Origin of the sequence: Variovorax boronicumulans (assembly GCF_029892485.1) — a bacterium.
GTDB lineage: Bacteria > Pseudomonadota > Gammaproteobacteria > Burkholderiales > Burkholderiaceae_C > Variovorax > Variovorax boronicumulans_B.
Genome location: NZ_JARXVG010000006.1, coordinates 87101 through 104813 on the forward strand (window position 1 = coordinate 87101; position 17713 = coordinate 104813).

At 67.7% G+C, this 17713-nt stretch carries 18 protein-coding genes; 3 read left to right on the forward strand and 15 right to left on the reverse strand.

The genetic code is table 11. From position 1 onward, the window contains the following. Positions 1 to 9: 9 nt before the first annotated feature. The 5 genes from M2282_RS15630 to gnd form a co-directional block, all read right to left on the reverse strand. Entirely contained in the window at positions 10 to 1455 is a 1446-nt protein-coding gene (locus M2282_RS15630) for an efflux transporter outer membrane subunit (protein WP_280809706.1), read from the reverse strand. After that, positions 1452 to 2705: an efflux RND transporter periplasmic adaptor subunit gene (locus tag M2282_RS15635; RefSeq protein ID WP_280809707.1), complete on the reverse strand. Its 1254-nt coding sequence runs from the start codon at positions 2703 to 2705 to the stop codon at positions 1452 to 1454. Before M2282_RS15635 ends, M2282_RS15630 begins: the two co-directional genes overlap by 4 nt. Positions 2706 to 2709: 4 nt before the next feature. Further along, on the reverse strand, positions 2710 to 5931 hold the full coding sequence (locus tag M2282_RS15640) for an efflux RND transporter permease subunit (RefSeq protein ID WP_280810038.1): 3222 nt from the start codon (positions 5929 to 5931) through the stop codon (positions 2710 to 2712). A 164-nt stretch (positions 5932 to 6095) separates the two neighbouring features. Beyond that, on the reverse strand, positions 6096 to 6650 hold the full coding sequence (locus M2282_RS15645; protein WP_280809708.1) for a GNAT family N-acetyltransferase: 555 nt from the start codon (positions 6648 to 6650) through the stop codon (positions 6096 to 6098). A gap of 4 nt (positions 6651 to 6654) precedes the next feature. Then, complete coding sequence (gene gnd, locus M2282_RS15650) at positions 6655 to 8085, reverse strand: decarboxylating NADP(+)-dependent phosphogluconate dehydrogenase (RefSeq protein ID WP_280809709.1); 1431 nt, start codon at positions 8083 to 8085, stop codon at positions 6655 to 6657. A 127-nt stretch (positions 8086 to 8212) separates the two neighbouring features. On the opposite strand from gnd, the gene M2282_RS15655 reads away from it, so the two are divergent. After that, positions 8213 to 9166: a helix-turn-helix domain-containing protein gene (locus tag M2282_RS15655; RefSeq protein ID WP_280809710.1), complete on the forward strand. Its 954-nt coding sequence runs from the start codon at positions 8213 to 8215 to the stop codon at positions 9164 to 9166. A gap of 103 nt (positions 9167 to 9269) precedes the next feature. Then, positions 9270 to 9998 (forward strand): alpha/beta fold hydrolase, encoded by a 729-nt coding sequence (locus M2282_RS15660; RefSeq protein WP_280809711.1) that lies wholly within the window; start codon positions 9270 to 9272, stop codon positions 9996 to 9998. Between the two features lie 16 nt (positions 9999 to 10014). Here M2282_RS15660 and M2282_RS15665 read toward each other — a convergent pair whose 3' ends face one another. From M2282_RS15665 to M2282_RS15710, 10 genes are read right to left on the reverse strand one after another with little or no spacing between them, the layout of a single operon-like run. Next, a complete protein-coding gene (locus M2282_RS15665; protein ID WP_280809712.1) occupies positions 10015 to 10626 on the reverse strand; it encodes a 3'-5' exonuclease in 612 nt (203 codons plus the stop codon). Next, a complete protein-coding gene (locus tag M2282_RS15670; protein ID WP_280809713.1) occupies positions 10623 to 11063 on the reverse strand; it encodes a TfoX/Sxy family protein in 441 nt (146 codons plus the stop codon). Before M2282_RS15670 ends, M2282_RS15665 begins: the two co-directional genes overlap by 4 nt. Continuing rightward, complete coding sequence (locus M2282_RS15675) at positions 11060 to 11449, reverse strand: VOC family protein (RefSeq protein WP_280809714.1); 390 nt, start codon at positions 11447 to 11449, stop codon at positions 11060 to 11062. The genes M2282_RS15670 and M2282_RS15675 overlap by 4 nt, the downstream gene beginning before the upstream one ends. Before the next feature lie 23 nt (positions 11450 to 11472). Beyond that, positions 11473 to 11967, reverse strand: coding sequence for a GNAT family N-acetyltransferase (locus M2282_RS15680; RefSeq protein ID WP_280809715.1), 495 nt, complete (start codon positions 11965 to 11967; stop codon positions 11473 to 11475). A 47-nt stretch (positions 11968 to 12014) separates the two neighbouring features. Then, positions 12015 to 12893, reverse strand: a complete 879-nt coding sequence (gene fghA, locus M2282_RS15685; RefSeq protein ID WP_280809716.1) for an S-formylglutathione hydrolase — start codon at positions 12891 to 12893, stop codon at positions 12015 to 12017. Next, positions 12890 to 13810: an alpha/beta fold hydrolase gene (locus M2282_RS15690; RefSeq protein WP_280809718.1), complete on the reverse strand. Its 921-nt coding sequence runs from the start codon at positions 13808 to 13810 to the stop codon at positions 12890 to 12892. The genes fghA and M2282_RS15690 overlap by 4 nt, the downstream gene beginning before the upstream one ends. A gap of 19 nt (positions 13811 to 13829) precedes the next feature. Next, on the reverse strand, positions 13830 to 14936 hold the full coding sequence (locus M2282_RS15695) for an S-(hydroxymethyl)glutathione dehydrogenase/class III alcohol dehydrogenase (protein ID WP_013540323.1): 1107 nt from the start codon (positions 14934 to 14936) through the stop codon (positions 13830 to 13832). Positions 14937 to 14986: 50 nt separating this feature from the next. Next, complete coding sequence (locus M2282_RS15700) at positions 14987 to 15637, reverse strand: glutathione S-transferase family protein (protein ID WP_280809719.1); 651 nt, start codon at positions 15635 to 15637, stop codon at positions 14987 to 14989. Next, positions 15634 to 16497: an aromatic ring-hydroxylating dioxygenase subunit alpha gene (locus M2282_RS15705; RefSeq protein ID WP_280809720.1), complete on the reverse strand. Its 864-nt coding sequence runs from the start codon at positions 16495 to 16497 to the stop codon at positions 15634 to 15636. The genes M2282_RS15700 and M2282_RS15705 overlap by 4 nt, the downstream gene beginning before the upstream one ends. 10 nt (positions 16498 to 16507) lie before the next feature. Beyond that, positions 16508 to 17182 (reverse strand): Rieske 2Fe-2S domain-containing protein, encoded by a 675-nt coding sequence (locus M2282_RS15710; protein ID WP_280809721.1) that lies wholly within the window; start codon positions 17180 to 17182, stop codon positions 16508 to 16510. A gap of 81 nt (positions 17183 to 17263) precedes the next feature. On the opposite strand from M2282_RS15710, the gene aroQ reads away from it, so the two are divergent. Further along, the gene (gene aroQ, locus M2282_RS15715) at positions 17264 to 17704 is read left to right on the forward strand and encodes a type II 3-dehydroquinate dehydratase (protein ID WP_280809722.1); all 441 of its coding nucleotides are present in this window, start codon (positions 17264 to 17266) and stop codon (positions 17702 to 17704) included. Positions 17705 to 17713 lie beyond the last annotated feature (9 nt).

Sequence of the window (17713 nt, forward strand, 5' to 3'; positions counted from 1 at the left end):
CTGGTGCTGTCATTCCTTTTTCGCGAGCGGGCCGAGAGTGCCCGGCCCTTCCCAGTCACCGCCCAGTGCCTTCACCAGAAACACCGCGGTCAGCAGCCGCTGGCCTTGCAGCTGCGCGGCCTGCCGCTCGACCGTCAGCAGCGACTGCTGCGCGGTGATCACATCGAGGTACGTCGAGGCGCCGCCTTCGTAGCGGCTGGTCGCCATGTCGAGCACACGGCGCGCGGCGGCGACGGCGGCCTGCGCCTGCGTGGTGGCGCTGTCGAGCGCAGACAGGCCGGTGATGCCGTCTTCCACTTCCTGCATCGCCGTGAGCACCGTGCGGCGGTAGTTGCCCACGGTGGCGTCGTATCCGGCCTTGGCGAAGTCCACATTCGCGCGCACGCGGCCGCCGTCGAACAGCACCTGCGTGGCCGACACGCCCACCGACCACAAGAGGCTGGGCCCGTTGAACAGCGACTCGATCAGCCGGCTGTCCACGCCCACGGTCGGCGAGATGATGAAGCTCGGATAGAAGGCCGCGGTCGCCACGCCGATCTGCGCATTGGCCGCCGCCATCGAACGCTCGGCCGAAGCCACATCGGGCCGGCGCTGGAGGATTTCCGAGGGCACGCCGAGCGGCACGGCGGGCGGGCGGATCTCGCGCAGGTCCACCGGCAGCGCGAAGACCGGCGCCGGCGTGCCGGTGAGGGTGGCAAGCGCGTGCTCGTACTGCGCGCGTTGCTTCTTCAGCACATCGACCTGCGTCAGCGTGGTCTCCAGCAGCGCCTGCTGCTGCGCCACGTCGAGGCCCGAGATGGCGCCCAGGTCGTGCCGTGCGGTGACCAGCTCGAGCGCGCGGCGCTGCAGGCCGATGGAGCGCGAGAGCACGTCCAGCTCGATGTCGGTCGAGCGCAGGTTGAAGTAGTTGTTCGCCACGTCGGCGGTGAGCACGAGGCGCGTGTTCGCGAGGTCGGCGGCCGATTGCTCGGCCGATGCCGTCGCGCCTTCGACGGTGCGCTGCACGCGGCCGGCGAGGTCGAGCTCGTAGCTGGCGTTGAGCGACAGCGCGAAGTCGTTCTGCACCGTCGACGAATTGCTGGTCGCGTAGTTGGTGAGCGGCCGGTTGGCAGAGATCTTCAGGCGCGAGGCGCGTGCGCCGAGGCCCAGTTGCGGAAACCGGCTGGCCGAGCTGACATCGAGGTTGGCGCGCGCCTGGGCGAGCCGCGCATTGGCGATGACCAGCGTCGGGCTGCCGGCGAGGGCCTTGTCCTGCAGTGCATCGAGCTGCGCATCGTTGAAGCGCCTCCACCATGCGCCCTTGTCGGCCACGTCGTTCGGCGTGGCCTGGCGCCAGGGCGCTTCGAGCTTCCAGCTGACGGGCAGCGGTGTCTCGGGCGCCTTGTAGTCGGGACCGACCGCGCAGCCCGCGGCCAGAAGGGCCGCGATGGCGGCGGCAATGACCCGCAGTCTCACGCCGGTTCCTTCTTCGCGGGCGCTTTCGGGTCCGCGGGGGGTGCGTCGGGCGCCACCGTCACCACGTCGCCTTCGGCCAGCGAGTCGGAGGGATTGAGCACCATGCGGTCGTTGTTGCCCAGGCCGTCGATCACCTCGACGTTCTCGCCGTAGTTGCGGCCCAGCGTCACCGGGCGCAGGCCGATGCGGCCCTGTGCATCGACCACCGCAATGCGCGTGCCTTCGGCGCGGAACAGCAGCGCATTGGCCGGCACCGTGATCGTGCGGGCCGCGGCCAGCGGCAGCGACACCTGCACGTAGGCGCCCGGCAGCAGCGCGCCGTCGCGGTTGGGCAGCGACACCTCGACCTGCATCATCCGCGTGGTCGCGTCGATGGCGCCCGAGGTGCGCGCCACTTCGCCCTTGAAGCTCTGGCCGCGCAGCTCGGCCTGCGTCACCACCACCGGCTGGCCGGCCTTCACCAGTTGCGCGTAGGCCTGCGGCACGTTGATGTACACGCGCAGCGGATCGGTCTGCGCCAGCATGAAGAGCGCGCGCCCGGTGCCGCCGCCCGCGCCCGCATCGATGAGGTCGCCCACATCGACATTGCGGCGCGTGATGACGCCCGCGAACGGCGCGACGACGCGCTTGAAGCCTTCGGTCTGCTTCAGGCGCTGCACGTTGGCATCGGCGGCCGCCACGTTCGAGGTGGCTTGCGCGACGGCGCTGCGGCGCTCGTCCAGGTCCTGCTGCGAGACCACGTCCTTCTTGCGCAGATTTTCCCAGCGCTCGGCCGTGCTCTGCGCGAGCGAGAGGCCTGAGGCCGCTTGCGCGCGCGCGGCCACTGCCTGTGAGAGCTGTTGGTCGATTTCCGGTGTTTCGATTTCCGCGAGCAGCTCGCCCTTTTCGACGCGGCTGCCGATGTCCTTGGTCCAGCGCTTCAGATACCCGCTCGCGCGCGCCGAGATCGGCGACTGCACGAAGCCCTGCAGCGTGCCGGGCAGCGCCAGCGTCTGACCGGCAGTGGGTGTGCGCGGAAGGGCAGTCTGCACATGGAGCCTGGCGCGTTCCGTGGTGCCCGCTTCGAGCGCACGCGCGTTGGCGATGCGCACGAACACCGTGCGCGCCGCACCGAGCGCCAGCAGCACGAGCACGATCACGACGAGCCAGCGCGTGCGCTTCACGATCTGCCGGCGGCGCAGCAGTTCGCCTTCGCCCTCTTCGGCGGCGATGGGGTGGATGGCCAATGCCGAGTGGCGTTGCTCCGTCATGAAATCAGTTCTCCTGGGGCGCTGCGCCCGCTGGCGTGTGACCCGAATGGCCGGCTTCTTCGCGTGCCGCCTTGCGATGCGCAAGCCGACTGTGCACCCCCGCGAACACGGCGGGTACGAAAAACAATGTCGACACCGTGGCAAAAAGCAGGCCACCGATGACCGCGCGGCCCAGCGGCGCGTTCTGCTCGGCGCCTTCGCCCAGGCCCAGCGCCATCGGGATCATGCCGATGATCATGGCCAGCGCCGTCATCAGCACTGGGCGGATGCGGGTGGCGCCGCCTTCGAGCGCGGCCGAGAGCGGTGGAATGCCGGCCTGCAGTCGCTCTCGCGCGAACGACACCAGCAGGATGGAGTTGGCCGTGGCCACCCCCATGGTCATGATCGCGCCGGTGAGCGCGGGCACGCTCAGCGTGGTGGCGGTGATGAACAGCATCCACGCGATGCCGGCGAGCGCCGCGGGCAGGGCGGTGATGATGATGGCCGCATCGAGCCACGACTGGAAGGTGACCACGATCAGCAGGTACACCAGCACGATCGCCATCACCAGCCCCACGCCCAGGCCGATGAACGACGACTGCATCGTCTGCACCTGCCCGCGGATGGTGACCTGGCTGCCGCGCGAGAGCTTGGGCCGCATCTCGTCGACCAGCACCTGCACCTTGGAGGCCACGCTCGCGAGGTCGGTGCCCTGCACGCTCACGTAGACGTCGATCACCGGTGCGATGTTGTAGCGCGACTGGATGGCCGGCTGGCGCGAGGCCTGTGCTTCGACCAGGTTGCCCAGCAGCTGCTGTGAGGCACCACTGGCCGCTGCCGTGCCGCCCGCACCCACCGGAATGTTGAGCAGCGAATCGAGCGAGTCGATGTTGTACTGCGGCGTCTGCACCGCGATGCTGTAGACCACGCCGTTCGCCGGATTGAGCCAGAAGGCCGGCGCCGTCTGCGAACTGCCCGAGAGCGCGATCAGCACGTTCTGCCCCACGTTGGCGGCCGTGAGGCCGTACTGCTGCAGCCGCGTGCGGTCCATCTGCAGGTTGAGGCTGGGTCCGTCGAGCCGCTGGTGCACGTGCGCATCGACCGCGCCCGGGATCTGCTTGATCGCCTTGGTGAGTTCGGCCGCGCGCGCCGCGTTGCCCGCGATGTCGGCGCCGCTGAACTGCACGTCGATGGCCGCGGGCAGGCCGAAGTTCAGGATCTGCGTGACGATGTCCGCGGGCTGGAAGAAGAACTCGATGCCCGGAAAGCGCTTGGGCAGCTCGGCGCGCAGCACCGAGACGAACTCCTCCGTGGGCCGGTGGCCATCCTTGAGCGACAGCAGCAGCTCGGCGTCGAAAGTGCCGATGGTGCCGGCGTTGCTGTACGAGAGGTTGATGCCGCTGTTGGGGATGCCCAGGTTGTCGAGGATGGTCTCGAGCTGGTCGGCCGGCACCAGCTCGCGGATCGCGACCTCGACGCGGTCGGTGAGGCGCGCGGTTTCCTCGATGCGGGTGCCGGTGGGCGCACGCACATGCAGGCGGATCTGGCCGGCGTCCACGGTCGGGAAGAAGTCGCGGCCCAGCACCGGATACAGCAGGCACGACAGCAGACAGAAGCCGAGGAAGAGGCCGATGAAGCCGCCGCGCTTCGACAACACCACCGACAGCAGCAGCGTGTAGGCGCGGCGCACGCGCTCGAAGCGGCGATCGAAGCTCTGGTAGACCCGCTGCAGTGCGCTCGGCTTCTTGCCTTCGATCGGTTGCGCATGCACGCCGCCCATCAGCAGCATCACCAGCGTGGGCACCAGCGTCCGCGAGAGCAGGTACGAAGCCAGCATCGCGAACACCACCGCCTCGGCCAGCGGCACGAACAGGAAACGCGCCACGCCCGAGAGAAAGAACATCGGCACGAACACGATGCAGATGCACAGCGTGGAGACGAAGGCGGCGCTGCCGATCTCGCCCGCACCGACCTCGATGGCTTCCTTGAGCGGCGTGCCCATGTGCAGGTGGCGCTCGATGTTCTCGATGGTCACGATCGCCTGGTCCACCAATATGCCCACCGAGAGCGCGAGCCCGCCCAGCGTCATAAGGTTGAGCGTTTCGCCGAGCGAATACAAGACCAGGATCGAGGCCAGGATCGACAGCGGAATCGTGAGGCCGATGATCAGCGTGCTGCGCCAGTTGCCCAGGAACAGCAGCACCATCGCCGCCGTGAGCGCGGCCGCCAGGATGGCCTCGAACACCACGCCCTTGACGGCTGCTTTCACGAACACCGACTGGTCGAAGAGGGGCGTGACCTTGATGTCCTGCGGCATCGACTGCGTGGCAATCGGCAGCATCGCGCGGATGTTCGCCACGATGTCCAGCGTGGAGGCGCCGCCGTTCTTGAGCACCGACAGCAGCACGCCGCGCACGCCGTCCTGCCGCACGATGTTGGTCTGCGGCGAGAAGCCGTCGCGCACATAGGCCACGTCGCGCAGGTACGTGGTGGCGCCGTTCACGGTGCGCACCGGCAGGTCGTTCAGGCCCGCGATGGCGTCGGGCGAGCCGTTCATGCGCACGCTGTACTCGGTGGCGCCGAACTTGGCGGTGCCCGAGGGCAGGATCAGGTTCTGCGTGTTGACCGCATTCACCACGTCGGCCGGCGTGAGGCCGCGCGCCTGCATCGCCTGGGTGTCCAGGTCGACCGAGATGAGTCGGTTCTTGCCGCCGTAGGGAAAGGGAATCGCCGCGCCCGGCACGGTGATGAGCTGCGGGCGCAGCTGGTTGACGGTGGCGTCGAAGAGCGAATTTTCAGAGCGGGTGGGGCTGGAGAGCGCCAGCTGGATCACCGGCACGCTGGAGGCGGAATACTTGATGACCAGCGGCGGCGTGATGCCCGGCGGCAGCTGCCGCACCTGCGCCTGCATGGAGGCCACCACCTGAGAGATCGCCATCTCGATGTTGGCGGTGGGCTGGAAGAACACCTTGATGATCGACACGCCCGCCAGCGATTGCGACTCGATGTGCTCGATGTCGCTCACCGTGGTGGTCAGGCCCCGTTCGACCTGGCCCGAGATGCGCTGGCCCATCTCCTGCGCCGGCAGGCCCGTGTAGTTCCAGATGACGCTGACGACCGGGATGTTGATTTCCGGAAAGATGTCGGTGGCCATGCGCGCCAGGACAAAAGGCGTGGCCAGCACGATCAGCATCGCCATGACGATGAAGGTGTAAGGACGACGCAACGCGAGCTGGACCATGGACAGGGCTCTCTGCTTCCGGCGGAAAAAGGTTTTGCATCATAAGGAAGTAGATTTAAGTTTGCTGCGGCCTCTTCTTCGGGTGTGGTGCTTTACCAAAAGCCTGACAGGAGGCTTCCCGGGGGCGTGCGCGGGGCACGCTGTGGGTGAACGCTCCTTGGGGAGGACGCTCAGGGCTCTGAGGCCTTCAGCGCCAGACGCAATTGCGTGACGTTCGGATTGCCCGGGTCGCGCCGCACCTTGAAGCCCAGCTTGCGCGCCAGCGCGAGCATGCCGGCGTTGTCGTAGAGCGTGATGTCCGCCAGCTGCTTGACGCCGGCTTCGGCGGCCACATCGATCAGCTTGCGCATGAGCTTGAGCGCGACACCGCGGTGCTGCCAGGCATCGCCGATCACGATGGCGAATTCAGCGGTGTGCGACGTTTCCGGCGTGTCGCCGCGCACGTAGCGCGCCACGCCCATCTGCTGCTCCCCGCCATCGACCACGGTGGTCGCGATGAGCGCGAGTTCGCGGTCGTAGTCGATGTGGGTCATGCGCCAGAGCTCGTCGGGCTGGGGCTTGCGCGGCGAGAGCAGGCGGTGGTAGCCGGTTTCGCTCGACAGCCCCGCGACGAAGGCGGTGTGCATCGCGAGGTCGTCCGCGTGGATCGGGCGGATGCGCACCGGCGTGCCGTCGGCGAGGTGCCAGTCCTCGATCAGGTGACTGGGGTAGCCGGCGGCCGGCATGGCATCAGCCGATGACTTCGGGCCAGTCCGTGTGGAAGAACTGGCCTTCTGGCTTGTCCGTGCGCTCGTAGGTGTGCGCGCCGAAGAAGTCGCGCTGCGCCTGCAAGAGGTTCGCCGGCAGCCGCTCGGTGCGGTAGCTGTCGTAGTAGGCGAGCGAGGCGCTGAACGCCGGCACAGGAATGCCGTTGCTCACCGCCAGTGCCACCACCTCGCGCCAGTTCTGCTGCGTGCGGTTCAGCAAATCCTTGAAGAAGGGATCGAGCATCAGGTTGGGCAGCGCCGGGTCGGTGCGGAAGGCGTCGGTGATGCGGTTCAAAAAGCGCGCACGGATGATGCAGCCGCCGCGCCAGATCGCCGCGATGCCGGCCAGGTCGAGCTTCCAGTCCTTCTTGTCGCCCATCGTCTTGATGAGGTCGAAGCCCTGCGTGTAGCTGATGACCTTCGAGGCATAGAGCGCGTCGTGCACCTTGGCCACCAGCGCCTTCTTCTCGAGCGACAACTCGATCTTCGGCCCCTGCAGTACCTTGCTGGCCGCCACGCGCGCCTTCTTCTGCGACGAGAGCACGCGCGCCTCGACCGCGGCGTTGATGGTGCTGATGACCACCGCGTTCTCGGCCGCATTGATCAGCGTCCACTGGCCCGTGCCCTTCTGGCCGGCCTTGTCCAGGATCAGGTCGACGATGGGCTTGCCCGTTTCGGAGTCCTTCTGCTCCAGCGCCTTGGCGGTGATCTGGATCAGGTAGCTCTGCAGCTCGCCGTCGTTCCACTCGTTGAAGATCGCGGCCATCTCGTCGGTCGTGAAGCCTGCGGCCTTGAACAGGCTGTAGGCCTCGCAGATGAGCTGCATGTCGCCGTACTCGATGCCGTTGTGCACCATCTTCACGTAGTGGCCCGCGCCGCCGGGGCCGATGTGGATGACGCAGGGCTCGCCGTCCACCTTGGCCGCGATGCTCTCGAAGATCGGCTTCATCACCTCCCAGGTGGAGAGCGGGCCGCCCGGCATGATCGACGGGCCCTTGCGAGCGCCTTCCTCGCCGCCCGAGACGCCCGCGCCGATGAAGCGCAGGCCTTTGCCCGAGAGGTACGCATCGCGGCGCTCGGTGTCGGTGTAGAGGCTGTTGCCGCCGTCGATGACGATGTCGTCCTTATCGAGCAGCGGAATGAGTTGTTCGATCACCTGGTCCACCGGCGCGCCGGCCTTGACCATGATCTGGATCTTGCGGGGCTTGGCCAGGCTCTGGACGAACTCTTCGAGCGTCTTCGTGCCGACCAGCTTCTTGCCCGGGTTTGCGGCGACGAAGGCTTCGGTGGTGGCCTCGGTGCGGTTATAGACGCTGACCTGGAAGCCGCGGCTTTCCACATTCAGCACGAGGTTCTGGCCCATCACGGCCAGGCCGATCAGTCCGAAATCGCTTTTCTTGCTCACGTCGCTCATGTTCTTCGGGCCCTTCTTTCGTATGCGGTTGAGACGGTGGGTCATTGTGCCGGGGCCGAGGAGGCGCGTCGCCGGAGGGCGTCTATACCCGCTTGGCAAACGCGCCCGGGCTGGCTATGTTGGCGGGATGACCGCTGCAGCCACCATCCAGACCTGGTCCACCGACGCCGTGCCGCCGCCGCAGCGGCTGGACTACTGGATCGGCGCGATCTGCGAGGGTTTCCTTGAAATGGACGTGACCAGCACGCACAACGGGACTTTCGGCGCCACGCTCGAATCCGTGCCGCTCGGCGCCATCGGCGTGAACCGCGTGCGCGGCACCGCGCAGGACGTCTACCGCACCCGCCGCGCCATCGCCCAGAGCCGCAGCAACTATTACTACCTGCTCTGCAAGACCGATTCGCCCTGGGTGGCCGAGCAGGAAGAACGCTCCGCGCGCCTGCTGCCCGGCGATGTGGTGCTGGTCGATTCGCGGCGGTGCTATGCCTTCCACCTGCTGCAGTCGGCCGACACGCTCTCGCTGGAACTGCCGACCGCGTGGGTGGAGTCGTGGCTGCCCGACGCCGGCGATCTCGTGGCGCGCCGGATCGACGGGTGCGCAGGTTGGGGCGGGCTGCTCAGCAACTTTGCGCAACAGCTCTCGCCCGAGGTGGCCGCGAAGCCGCCGCTGCCGACCGCGCTCCTGACCGACCAGTTGGGCGGACTTCTGTCGCTGGCACTCGGGCAGAAGCCGGCGGAGCCCGACCAGGGCGCCCGCGCCGCACTGCGCCGGCGCGTGCTCGACGCCACCCGCGAGCGCCTCGCCGAGCCGGGACTCACGGCGGCGGCCGTGGCGCGCGAACTGGGCATTTCGGAGCGCAGCCTGCACCGGTGCCTTGCCGATGGCGCGACCACCTTCGCCACCGCTCTGACGGGCTTTCGCATGCAGGTGGCGCAGCGCATGCTGGCCGATGCGCGCTTCGACCGATTGAGCGTGGCCGAGATCGGGTTCCGGGTCGGGCTGAGCGACGCCTCGCATTTCGTGCGGCAGTGCCGCCGTCACCTGGGGCACACTCCGGGGGCGCTGCGACGCCTGCGCTGAGGTAGCTGGCACCAACCGGCCATTGGCCTGGCAGGCATCGGCCATCGGGGGCGCGTCGCCGTTCCTACAGTCGTTCTCCGTTCCACCCAAGAAGGAGACACCCATGTCCGACACCTACGTTCTCGTCCACGGCGCCTGGCACACCGGCGCCGAAATCGAAGCTGTGGCCGATCACCTGCGCAAAGCCGGTCACGCGGTGCATTGCCCGACGCTGGCTGGCAACCGGCCCGGCGATGACCGCGCGACGATCGGCCTGGAAGACGCCATCGCCTCGGCCGTACGCTACATCGAGGAGAAAGACCTGACCGAGGTGCGCCTGGCGGGCCACAGCTACGGCGGCATGGTGATCTCGGGCGTGGTGGACCGCATCGCGCACCGCCTGAAGCGGCTGGTCTACATCAACGCCTTCGTGCCGCTCGACGGCGAATCGCTCAACGACATGGTGCCGCCGCACTACGTGACGATGTTCGATGCCATCGCCGGGGCGAACGGCAACGCCGTGACCTTGCCGTTCGAGGTGTGGCGCGAGGCCTTCATCAACGATGCCGACCTCGCGCTCGCGCAGTCCGCCTACGACAAGCTGAACCCGCACCCGTACCGCACCTTCACCGACAGGATCCAGCTCAGGCAGCCGCTCGCGGCGCTCGCGCTCGGCAAGTCCTACGTCAACTGCCAGCAGGACATTGCGCTGCCGCACAGCCTGCCGTGGCATCCGCGCCTGTCGGAGCGGCTGGGGCTGTTCAGGCTGGTGGAGTGCCCCGGCAGCCACGAGATGTTCTTCTCGAATTCCGCGCGGCTCGCGCAGGCGATCCTGGAAGCCGGGCGCGACTGAGGCCCTGCTTGCGAACTCAGGCGCCGGCAAAGAGCGCGTCGAACACGCGAATCGATGCATAGGCATCGTTGGCCGCATAGCGGATCTGGGATTCCGTCAACTGCTTGTTGGCCCAGTTCGAGGTGGTCGCCTTGCGCGACTTCATGAAGCGGCGGTCGAACACCAGCGCGACCGCCGTCTTCACGCCCACCGACTTGCGGTAGCCGCGACGGCGGAATTCGTTGTCGATGTCGTACACCGCACCGGGCTCGATGTTCAGGCGGTTGCGAATCAGCGTGAGGTCGGTCGAGAGGCCGAAGCCGACCTTCTTGAGTTCGGTCGAGGCGATCAGCGCGGCGACCACCGGGTTGCATTCGGTGCGGTGCAGCTGGAAGAGCCAGGCCTTGTCGCGCGTCGAGAACTGCACCACATGCGGCCCGCCCGAGACCTCGTTCTTCGCGAAGGTGGGCTTGGATTCGGTGTCGAAGCCGGCGACGCCCGCGGCCAGCAAGGTGGCGGCGGCGTGCTCGGCTTCCTGCAGCGTGGTGACGACGACGATGTCCTTGAGGTCCAGGCCCTCGAAGGGCTCGAGCAGGGCGATCTGCTCGCGTTCGGGCAGGGGCTGCAACGAAGAGGTGTTGTCGCTCACCGAGGGGCTGCTTTCTTGGTCTTCACTGGGGCTTTCTTTGCGGGTGTCTTTTTGGTGGACGCCTTCTTCGCGGCGGCTTTCTTCGCTGCGGCTTTGGGCTTTGGCTGTTTCGGGGGCTGGCCCGAACGCAGGGCGGCTTCGTAGGCGAGGCGACCCCAGCGCGCGGCTTCTTCGCGGTCCTCGAAGAAGTCGGCCGGGGCTTGCCGGTACGACATCGGCATCTCCTTGCCCTGCCGCACATAGGTGAAGGGCGGCAGGTTCAGCCGGTCGAATTGCTCGGCGCTGCCGGCATCGGACTTGAGGTACAGCGTGTCCTTGAAAACGAGCGCGATCATGCGGCCCTCGTGCCACACGCCGTGGCCGCCGAACATGCGGCGCGTCTGGATGCGGCCGAGGCGCTCGAAGACCTCGTGCAGGCTCTGGACGAAATCGCTCATGCGGTGATCTCGATGCGGTTGCCGTCCGGGTCGAGCACCACGCTCTCGTAGTAGCCGTCGCCGGTGCGGCGCGGGCCGTCGAGCAGCGGGTAGCCGTCGGCCTTCAGCCGCTGCGTGAGCGCGTCGACGGCGGCATCGGAGCCCACGCTGATCGCCAGGTGCGTCCAGCCCATGCGCTGCGCGCCGGGTTCGGCCGCCACAGGTGCGAGCGTGCTGGTCGTCATCGCCTCGATGCGGGCGCCATCGCCCAGGCTCAGGAAGCACGAGGCGAAACCCTTGGCCGGATTGACGTAGCCCGCGCCGGCCGTCGCGCCGAAGTAATCGACATAGAAACGCTTGCAGCGTTCGAGATCGGTGGTCCAGAGTGCGATGTGATCGATGCGCATGGAAGAAGAAGTGGGTGGGCCGCTCAATCCACCCGCCATGGCGGGCGCGAGGGCGACCAATGGTAGGCGATGCGTTCGCGCCCGCTGGTCGGATGGTGGTCGACCGTGCCGCGCACGAGGCCGTAGCGTTCGTAGAACCGTTGCGCAGCGGTGTTGGTGGTGGCCACGTGCAGCCGCCAGCCGGTCGGTATGCGCACGCAGGCTTCGTCCAGCAACGCCTGCCCGAGGCCCTGGTTGCGCAGGTGCGGCTCGACGAAAAGCTGCGCCACGTACTCGCGCCGCTCCAGCAGCACCATGAACGCGAGTGCCTGGCCGTCGCGCTCGGCCAGCACCACCTCGGCCGGCGACACGAATTCGGTCTGCACGCGGCGCAGCCAGTGCGAGATGGGTTCGGTGAAGGCGGCGCCGCGATTGGCCGAGATCCATGCGCGGCGCCAGATGCCGGCCAGCACGATGCTCTCTTCGGCGGTGCCATCGCGCGACCGCAGGTGGAAGGCGGGGATTTGGGCGGCGGACATGCGTTTCATGATACGGCGCGTGCATCCCGCAGTCACGCCGCAGTCGATCAGGCGTGCAGCGATTGCGCGTGGTGCGCGATGTGGTCGGCCATGAAGCTCTGGACGAAGTAGTAGCCGTGGTCGTAGCCCGCGTGCCGGCGCAGCGTGAGCGGCTGGCCCGCGGCGAAGCAGGCCGCCTCGAACACCTCGGGGTGCAGTTGCTCGGCGAGGAATTTGTCGGCCAGCCCCTGGTCGATGAGGATGCCTTGCGGGTACGGCGCGACGGTCTGCGACCGCATGAGCGCGCTGGCATCGTGCGCGAGCCACTGCGCGCGGTCCACGGTGGGTGCGCCGAGGTAGCCGTCGAACGCCTTCTCGCCCCATGGGCACTGCGTGGGCGCGCAGATCGGCGCAAACGCTGAGAGCGACTTGAAGCGCCCCGGGTGCCGCAGCGCCAGCGTGAGCGCGCCGTGCCCGCCCATCGAGTGGCCGAAGATGCCGATGCGCTGCCCGTCGATGGCGAAGTGCTGCGCCACGAGCGGCAGCAGCTCGTGGACGATCCAGCTTTCCATGCGCCAGTGCGTGGACCACGGCTCCCGCGTGGCGTCCAGGTAGAAGCCGGCGCCGATGCCGAAGTCCCAGTCGTCCTTCGCACCGGGCACGGACTCGGCCGCGGGGCCGCGCGGGCTGGTGTCGGGCGCGATCAACGCAAGGCCCAGGCCCGCGGCCATGCGCTGCGCGCCGGCTTTCACCGCGAAGGTCTCTTCGTTGCAGGTGAGGCCCGCGAGGTAAAGCAGCGCCGGCACCGGCCCGTTCGCAGCCTGCGGCGGCAGGTAGACCGAGAAGCGCATCGGCAGCCCGATCTCTTGCGAGGCGTGTTCGTGAAAGCTCTGCACGCCGCCGAAGCAGGGGTGTTCGGACAGGGTCTTGGGTGTGTGGTCGGTCATGGTTTCTTGTTGCGCAGTGCGGGAACCAGTTCGAGCACCGCATCGGCGAAGGTGCGCGGTGCTTCCTGCGGCAAGTTGTGGCCCGCGCCGGGCACAAGGCGATGTGAACGCGGTCCGCTGAAGCGGTGCGCATGGGCCGAGGCATCGGCGGGCGGTCGCACGCCGTCGTCGATGCCGTCGAAGGTGATGGCGGGCACGGTGATGGCGGGTTGCGCGGCGAGGCGGCGCTCGATGTCCGCATACGCCGGGTCGCCGGACACGAGGCCGAAGCGGTGGCGATACGAATGGATCACCACGTCGACGAAGTCGGGGTGGTCGAAGGCGGCGGCGCTGCGCTCGAAGGTGGCGTCGTCGAACTGCCAGGTCGGCGACCACAGTTTCCAGAGCAGCTTTGCGATTGCGTTGCGGTCCTTCGCGAGGCCGGCACGGCCGCGTTCGCTGTGGAAGTAGTACTGGTACCAGAGGCTGTATTCGTTCTCTGCCGTGTCCGGCTCCATCGCGCGGGCGATGTCCTGGATGTTGTAGCTGTTGAGCGAAACGAGCCCCGCGCAGCGTTCGGGCCAGAGCGCCGCGACGACGCAGGCGGCGCGGCCGCCCCAGTCGTAGCCGGCGAGCACGGCGCGCTCGATCTTCAGCGCGTCGAGCAGCGCGAGCAGGTCGGCGCCGAAGGCCGCCTGCTCGCCCGAGCGCGGCGTGGCGTCTGCGAGGAAGCGCGTGGCGCCGTAGCCGCGCATGTACGGCACGATCACGCGGCAGCCCTGGTCCGCGAGCATTGGCGCGACTTCGGCGTAGGTGTGGATGTCGTACGGAAAGCCGTGCATCAGCAGCACGGGCGGGCCGTCCACCGGACCGGCTTCGTAGTAGGCGACCTCGAGGACGCCCGCCTCGACCTTGCGCAATGGCTCCATGCGGTTCATGGCCGGTGCCTCGCGAGGATCAGTAGAGAACCACGCCGCGAATCGACTCGCCGCGCTTCATCAGGTCGAAGCCCTTGTTGATGTCTTCCAGCGGCATGGTGTGCGTGATCAGGTCGTCGATGTTGATCTTGCCTTCCATGTACCAGTCGACGATCTTGGGCACGTCGGTGCGGCCGCGTGCGCCGCCGAAGGCCGAGCCTTCCCACTTGCGGCCGGTGACCAGCTGGAACGGACGCGTGCTGATCTCGGCGCCCGCTTCGGCCACGCCGATGATGATGCTGCGGCCCCAGCCCTTGTGTGTGCATTCGAGCGCCTGGCGCATCACCTTGGTGTTGCCGATGCATTCGAAGCTGTAGTCGGCGCCGCCGTCGGTCAGCTGCACGATGGCATCGACGACGTTCTCGGTGTCCTTCGGGTTGATGAAGTGCGTCATGCCGAACTTGCGGGCCATGGCTTCGCGCTCGGGGTTCAGGTCCACGCCGATGATCTTGTCCGCGCCCACCATCTTGGCGCCCTGGATCACATTGAGGCCGATGCCACCCAGGCCGAACACCACCACGTTGGCGCCGGCTTCCACCTTGGCCGTGAAGATCACCGCGCCAATGCCGGTGGTGACGCCGCAGCCGATGTAGCAGACCTTGTCGAAGGGCGCGTCCTCGCGGATCTTGGCCAGCGAGATTTCAGGTGCGACGGTGTAGTTGCTGAAGGTCGAGGTGCCCATGTAGTGGGCAATCGGCTTGCCGTCGAGGCTGAAGCGCGAGGTGCCGTCGGGCATCAGGCCCTTGCCCTGTGTGCCGCGGATCAGCTGGCACAGGTTGGTCTTGCGCGAGAGGCAGAACTTGCAATGGCGGCACTCGGGCGTGTAGAGCGGAATGACGTGGTCGCCCTTTTTCAGCGTGGTGACGCCGGGGCCCACATCGACCACGATGCCCGCGCCTTCATGGCCGAGGATCGCTGGGAAGATGCCTTCGGGGTCGGCGCCCGAGAGCGTGTAGTAGTCGGTGTGGCAGATGCCGGTGGCCTTGATCTCGACCAGCACTTCGCCGAACTTCGGGCCTTCGAGGTCGACGGTTTCGATGGTGAGGGGGGCTCCGGATTTCCAGGCGACGGCGGCTTTGGTTTTCATGGCGGGTTCGGGGGGAAAGAGGGAGAGGGAGGGGCGGACCCCAAGAATACTCAGGCAGGGCCAGCAGGGAAGATACCCGACATCCCGATGAACCCGGGCAGGTGTCGGAAATCCCACACCCAGTTCCGCAGGGCCGGAAACTCGTCGAGCGAGATGCCGCCTTCGCCGGCCAGCGCGACATACGGGAAGCAGGCGAGGTCGGCAATCGTCGGATCGGGCGCCGAGGCCAGCCAGCGCAGGCCCGCGCTGGCCTGTTCGGCGAGGTGGTCGTCGAGCATGCGGAACACGGCGCGCGCGCCGCTGCGGCAGGCGTCGATGTCCAGGTGGTGGTAGCCGAGCGCATCGTGCAGCCGGGCGGCCGATGCGGTGCGGGTGATCTCGTCGGCCGTGGCGAGCCACATCGCGACCTGGCCGCGCTGCTTGGGGTCGTCCGGATACCAGCAGTGCTGCGCGTCGTAACGGCTCGTCAGGTAGATCAGGATGGCCTGCGCATCACGCAGCACGAATCCGTAGTCGTCGATCACCGGCAGTTGGCCGAGCGGGTTGACGTTCGCCAGGAACGGGGCCGACTTGTGTGCGCGGCCGGGGTAGAAATCGACGGGCATGGTTTCATGCGGCACGCCAAGCCACGCCAGCATCTGCCGCACCTTGAAGCAGTTGCCCGAAAGCGGGTAGTCGTAGAGCTTCAGCATCGTCGTCATGCGGCCGCCCTCGTGCCGAAGCGCATGCCGCGCTCGCGCAGCCAGCGGCGATAGGTGACCGAAGACGTGTCGCCGCGCGTGGGCGTCTCGGCACGGCCCTCGAGCGGCATGCGCTTGAAGGCGTGGTTCTCCAGGATCGGCTTGTCCTGTCCGAAGATGGCCTGCTGGAAGGCGATGAGCTCGGCGTCGGTGGAGACGTCGTCGAAGCAGGCGAGGATCGTGTGCGCGATCACATGCTCGTCATCGATCGGCTGCAGAAAGAGGCCGATGGCGTCCTGCGCGTCGGGGCGCAGGCTCGACTTGTAGAGCATGGCCGAGAACGGCTGCATCACGCGGTACTTGTAGAGCACGTTGGCGCCGGTGTCGTGCGCGGCCGATGCGCGGGGCTGCCAGAAACGGCAGTCGGTCGCCCAGATCTCGCCGGTGGCGGGGTCGATGTCCACCTGGTACTGCGCCACCTCGGTGTGCGGCACCTTGCCGAGATAGTCGGCATGCACGAAGGGGAAGTGCGCCATGTCCAGGAAGTTCTCGATCACGCGCAGGCCCGACACCGCGACGCCGATGCCGCCGCAATCGACGGTGCGGCGGCCGGGTTCGGTGTATTCGGGGAACGCAAAGAGCGGGCGAGCGGGGCGGCCGCTGGGGCAGACCCAGAGGTAGCCGTACTGCGATTGCACGGCCAGTGGCTGCGTGCCGAGGCGGCATTGCGGCGTGCCGTCGGCGTTGGCCCAGAGGCCCAACGCTTCGCCGAGCAGGCAGGTGACATGCGGTTGCCGTTCGGACGTGCCGGCCAGCGCAGTCGCAGGGCCGACGATCAGCCAGTCGTCGAGCATGTTGGAGTCGTCGGTGACGAAGGGCATCGCGGTTTCCTCAGCCTTGTGTTTCGATGGCACTGCGCAGGTCGCGCGCGGCCGTGTGGAGGGTCTTCATTGCGTCGGAGCCGGGCGGCGCCTCGGTCCACAGGTGGATGAAGGTGAGTTGCGGCTGCGCATCGAGCACCAGTGCAGCGGTCTTCACTCCATCGAGTTCACCCTGAAATGCACCCTTCGCCGCGTCGGCAGTAAGGCCGTTCCTTGCGAGGGCGTTGCGCACGTCCTGCGCGCCGACACGCAGCGTCAGCGTGCGGCAGAAGTGCCAGCCGGCCGGCACGGCTTCGACCAACGATGGCATCGCAGCGGACGCGTCCTGCGCGGCAAGGTTGACCCACAGCATGCCGCCCGCATCGACCGCTCCGAAGACCTTGGCGCAGACGTTGCGCGGCGCCTGCATCGCCGGATGGGCTGGAATGCTCACGCACTGCCCGTTGCCCGCGGCGTACTGCCAGCCGTGGTACGCGCAGGCGAGCCGGTCTTCGATGACATGGCCGAGCGTGAAGCGCACGCTGCGGTGCGGGCAGCGGTTTTCCCAGGCCTGGGCCGCGCCGTCGGCCGATCGCCAGAGCGCGAGTTCCTGGCCCTCTGCGAAGCCGGCGACGATGTTGGCGCCGGGGCGCAGGTCGGCCGAAGGGGCCACAGGGTGCCAGCGGGGCGAGTCGTCAGTGTTCATGGGGCGGGGATTTCACAGGGCCGTGGGGCGAACATAATTGTCGTCTCCGCCCCGAACCCGACCTTCCGACCCCGATTCATCATGAAGAAAATCCTCGTCCTCAACGGCCCCAACCTCAACCTGCTCGGCACGCGCGAGCCCGAGCAATACGGACGCGACACGCTGGCCGATGTCGAACGCCTGTGCAAGGAAACGGGCGCGAAGCTCGGCGTGGAGATCGAATGCCGCCAGTCGAACCACGAAGGCGTGCTGGTCGACTGGATCCAGGAAGCGGGCCACGAAGTGGCCGCCGGCCACATGCTCGGCGTGGTGATGAACCCGGGTGCCTACACGCACACTTCGATCGCGCTGCACGATGCTATCAAGGGCGCGAGCGTGCCGCTGATCGAGTTGCACATCTCGAACGTGCACGCGCGGGAGGAGTTCCGCCACAAGTCGTACATCTCGCCAGCGGCGCGCGGGATCATCGTGGGGCTGGGCGTCAAGGGCTACACGCTGGCGATTGCCGCGCTGGTGCCCTGACCTGACCCG

Coding starts and splice junctions, on each gene's coding strand:
- M2282_RS15660 (WP_280809711.1), top strand. CDS start 9,270: ATGTCCGACACCTACGTTCTCGTCCACGGCGCCTGGCACACCGGCGCC.
- M2282_RS15655 (WP_280809710.1), top strand. CDS start 8,213: ATGACCGCTGCAGCCACCATCCAGACCTGGTCCACCGACGCCGTGCCG.
- M2282_RS15675 (WP_280809714.1), bottom strand. CDS start 11,449: ATGCGCATCGATCACATCGCACTCTGGACCACCGATCTCGAACGCTGC.
- M2282_RS15700 (WP_280809719.1), bottom strand. CDS start 15,637: ATGACGACGATGCTGAAGCTCTACGACTACCCGCTTTCGGGCAACTGC.
- M2282_RS15705 (WP_280809720.1), bottom strand. CDS start 16,497: ATGCCCTTCGTCACCGACGACTCCAACATGCTCGACGACTGGCTGATC.
- M2282_RS15670 (WP_280809713.1), bottom strand. CDS start 11,063: ATGAGCGATTTCGTCCAGAGCCTGCACGAGGTCTTCGAGCGCCTCGGC.
- M2282_RS15695 (WP_013540323.1), bottom strand. CDS start 14,936: ATGAAAACCAAAGCCGCCGTCGCCTGGAAATCCGGAGCCCCCCTCACC.
- fghA (WP_280809716.1), bottom strand. CDS start 12,893: ATGACCGACCACACACCCAAGACCCTGTCCGAACACCCCTGCTTCGGC.
- M2282_RS15710 (WP_280809721.1), bottom strand. CDS start 17,182: ATGAACACTGACGACTCGCCCCGCTGGCACCCTGTGGCCCCTTCGGCC.
- aroQ (WP_280809722.1), top strand. CDS start 17,264: ATGAAGAAAATCCTCGTCCTCAACGGCCCCAACCTCAACCTGCTCGGC.
- gnd (WP_280809709.1), bottom strand. CDS start 8,085: ATGAGCGACGTGAGCAAGAAAAGCGATTTCGGACTGATCGGCCTGGCC.
- M2282_RS15680 (WP_280809715.1), bottom strand. CDS start 11,967: ATGTCCGCCGCCCAAATCCCCGCCTTCCACCTGCGGTCGCGCGATGGC.
- M2282_RS15690 (WP_280809718.1), bottom strand. CDS start 13,810: ATGAACCGCATGGAGCCATTGCGCAAGGTCGAGGCGGGCGTCCTCGAG.
- M2282_RS15635 (WP_280809707.1), bottom strand. CDS start 2,705: ATGACGGAGCAACGCCACTCGGCATTGGCCATCCACCCCATCGCCGCC.
- M2282_RS15645 (WP_280809708.1), bottom strand. CDS start 6,650: ATGCCGGCCGCCGGCTACCCCAGTCACCTGATCGAGGACTGGCACCTC.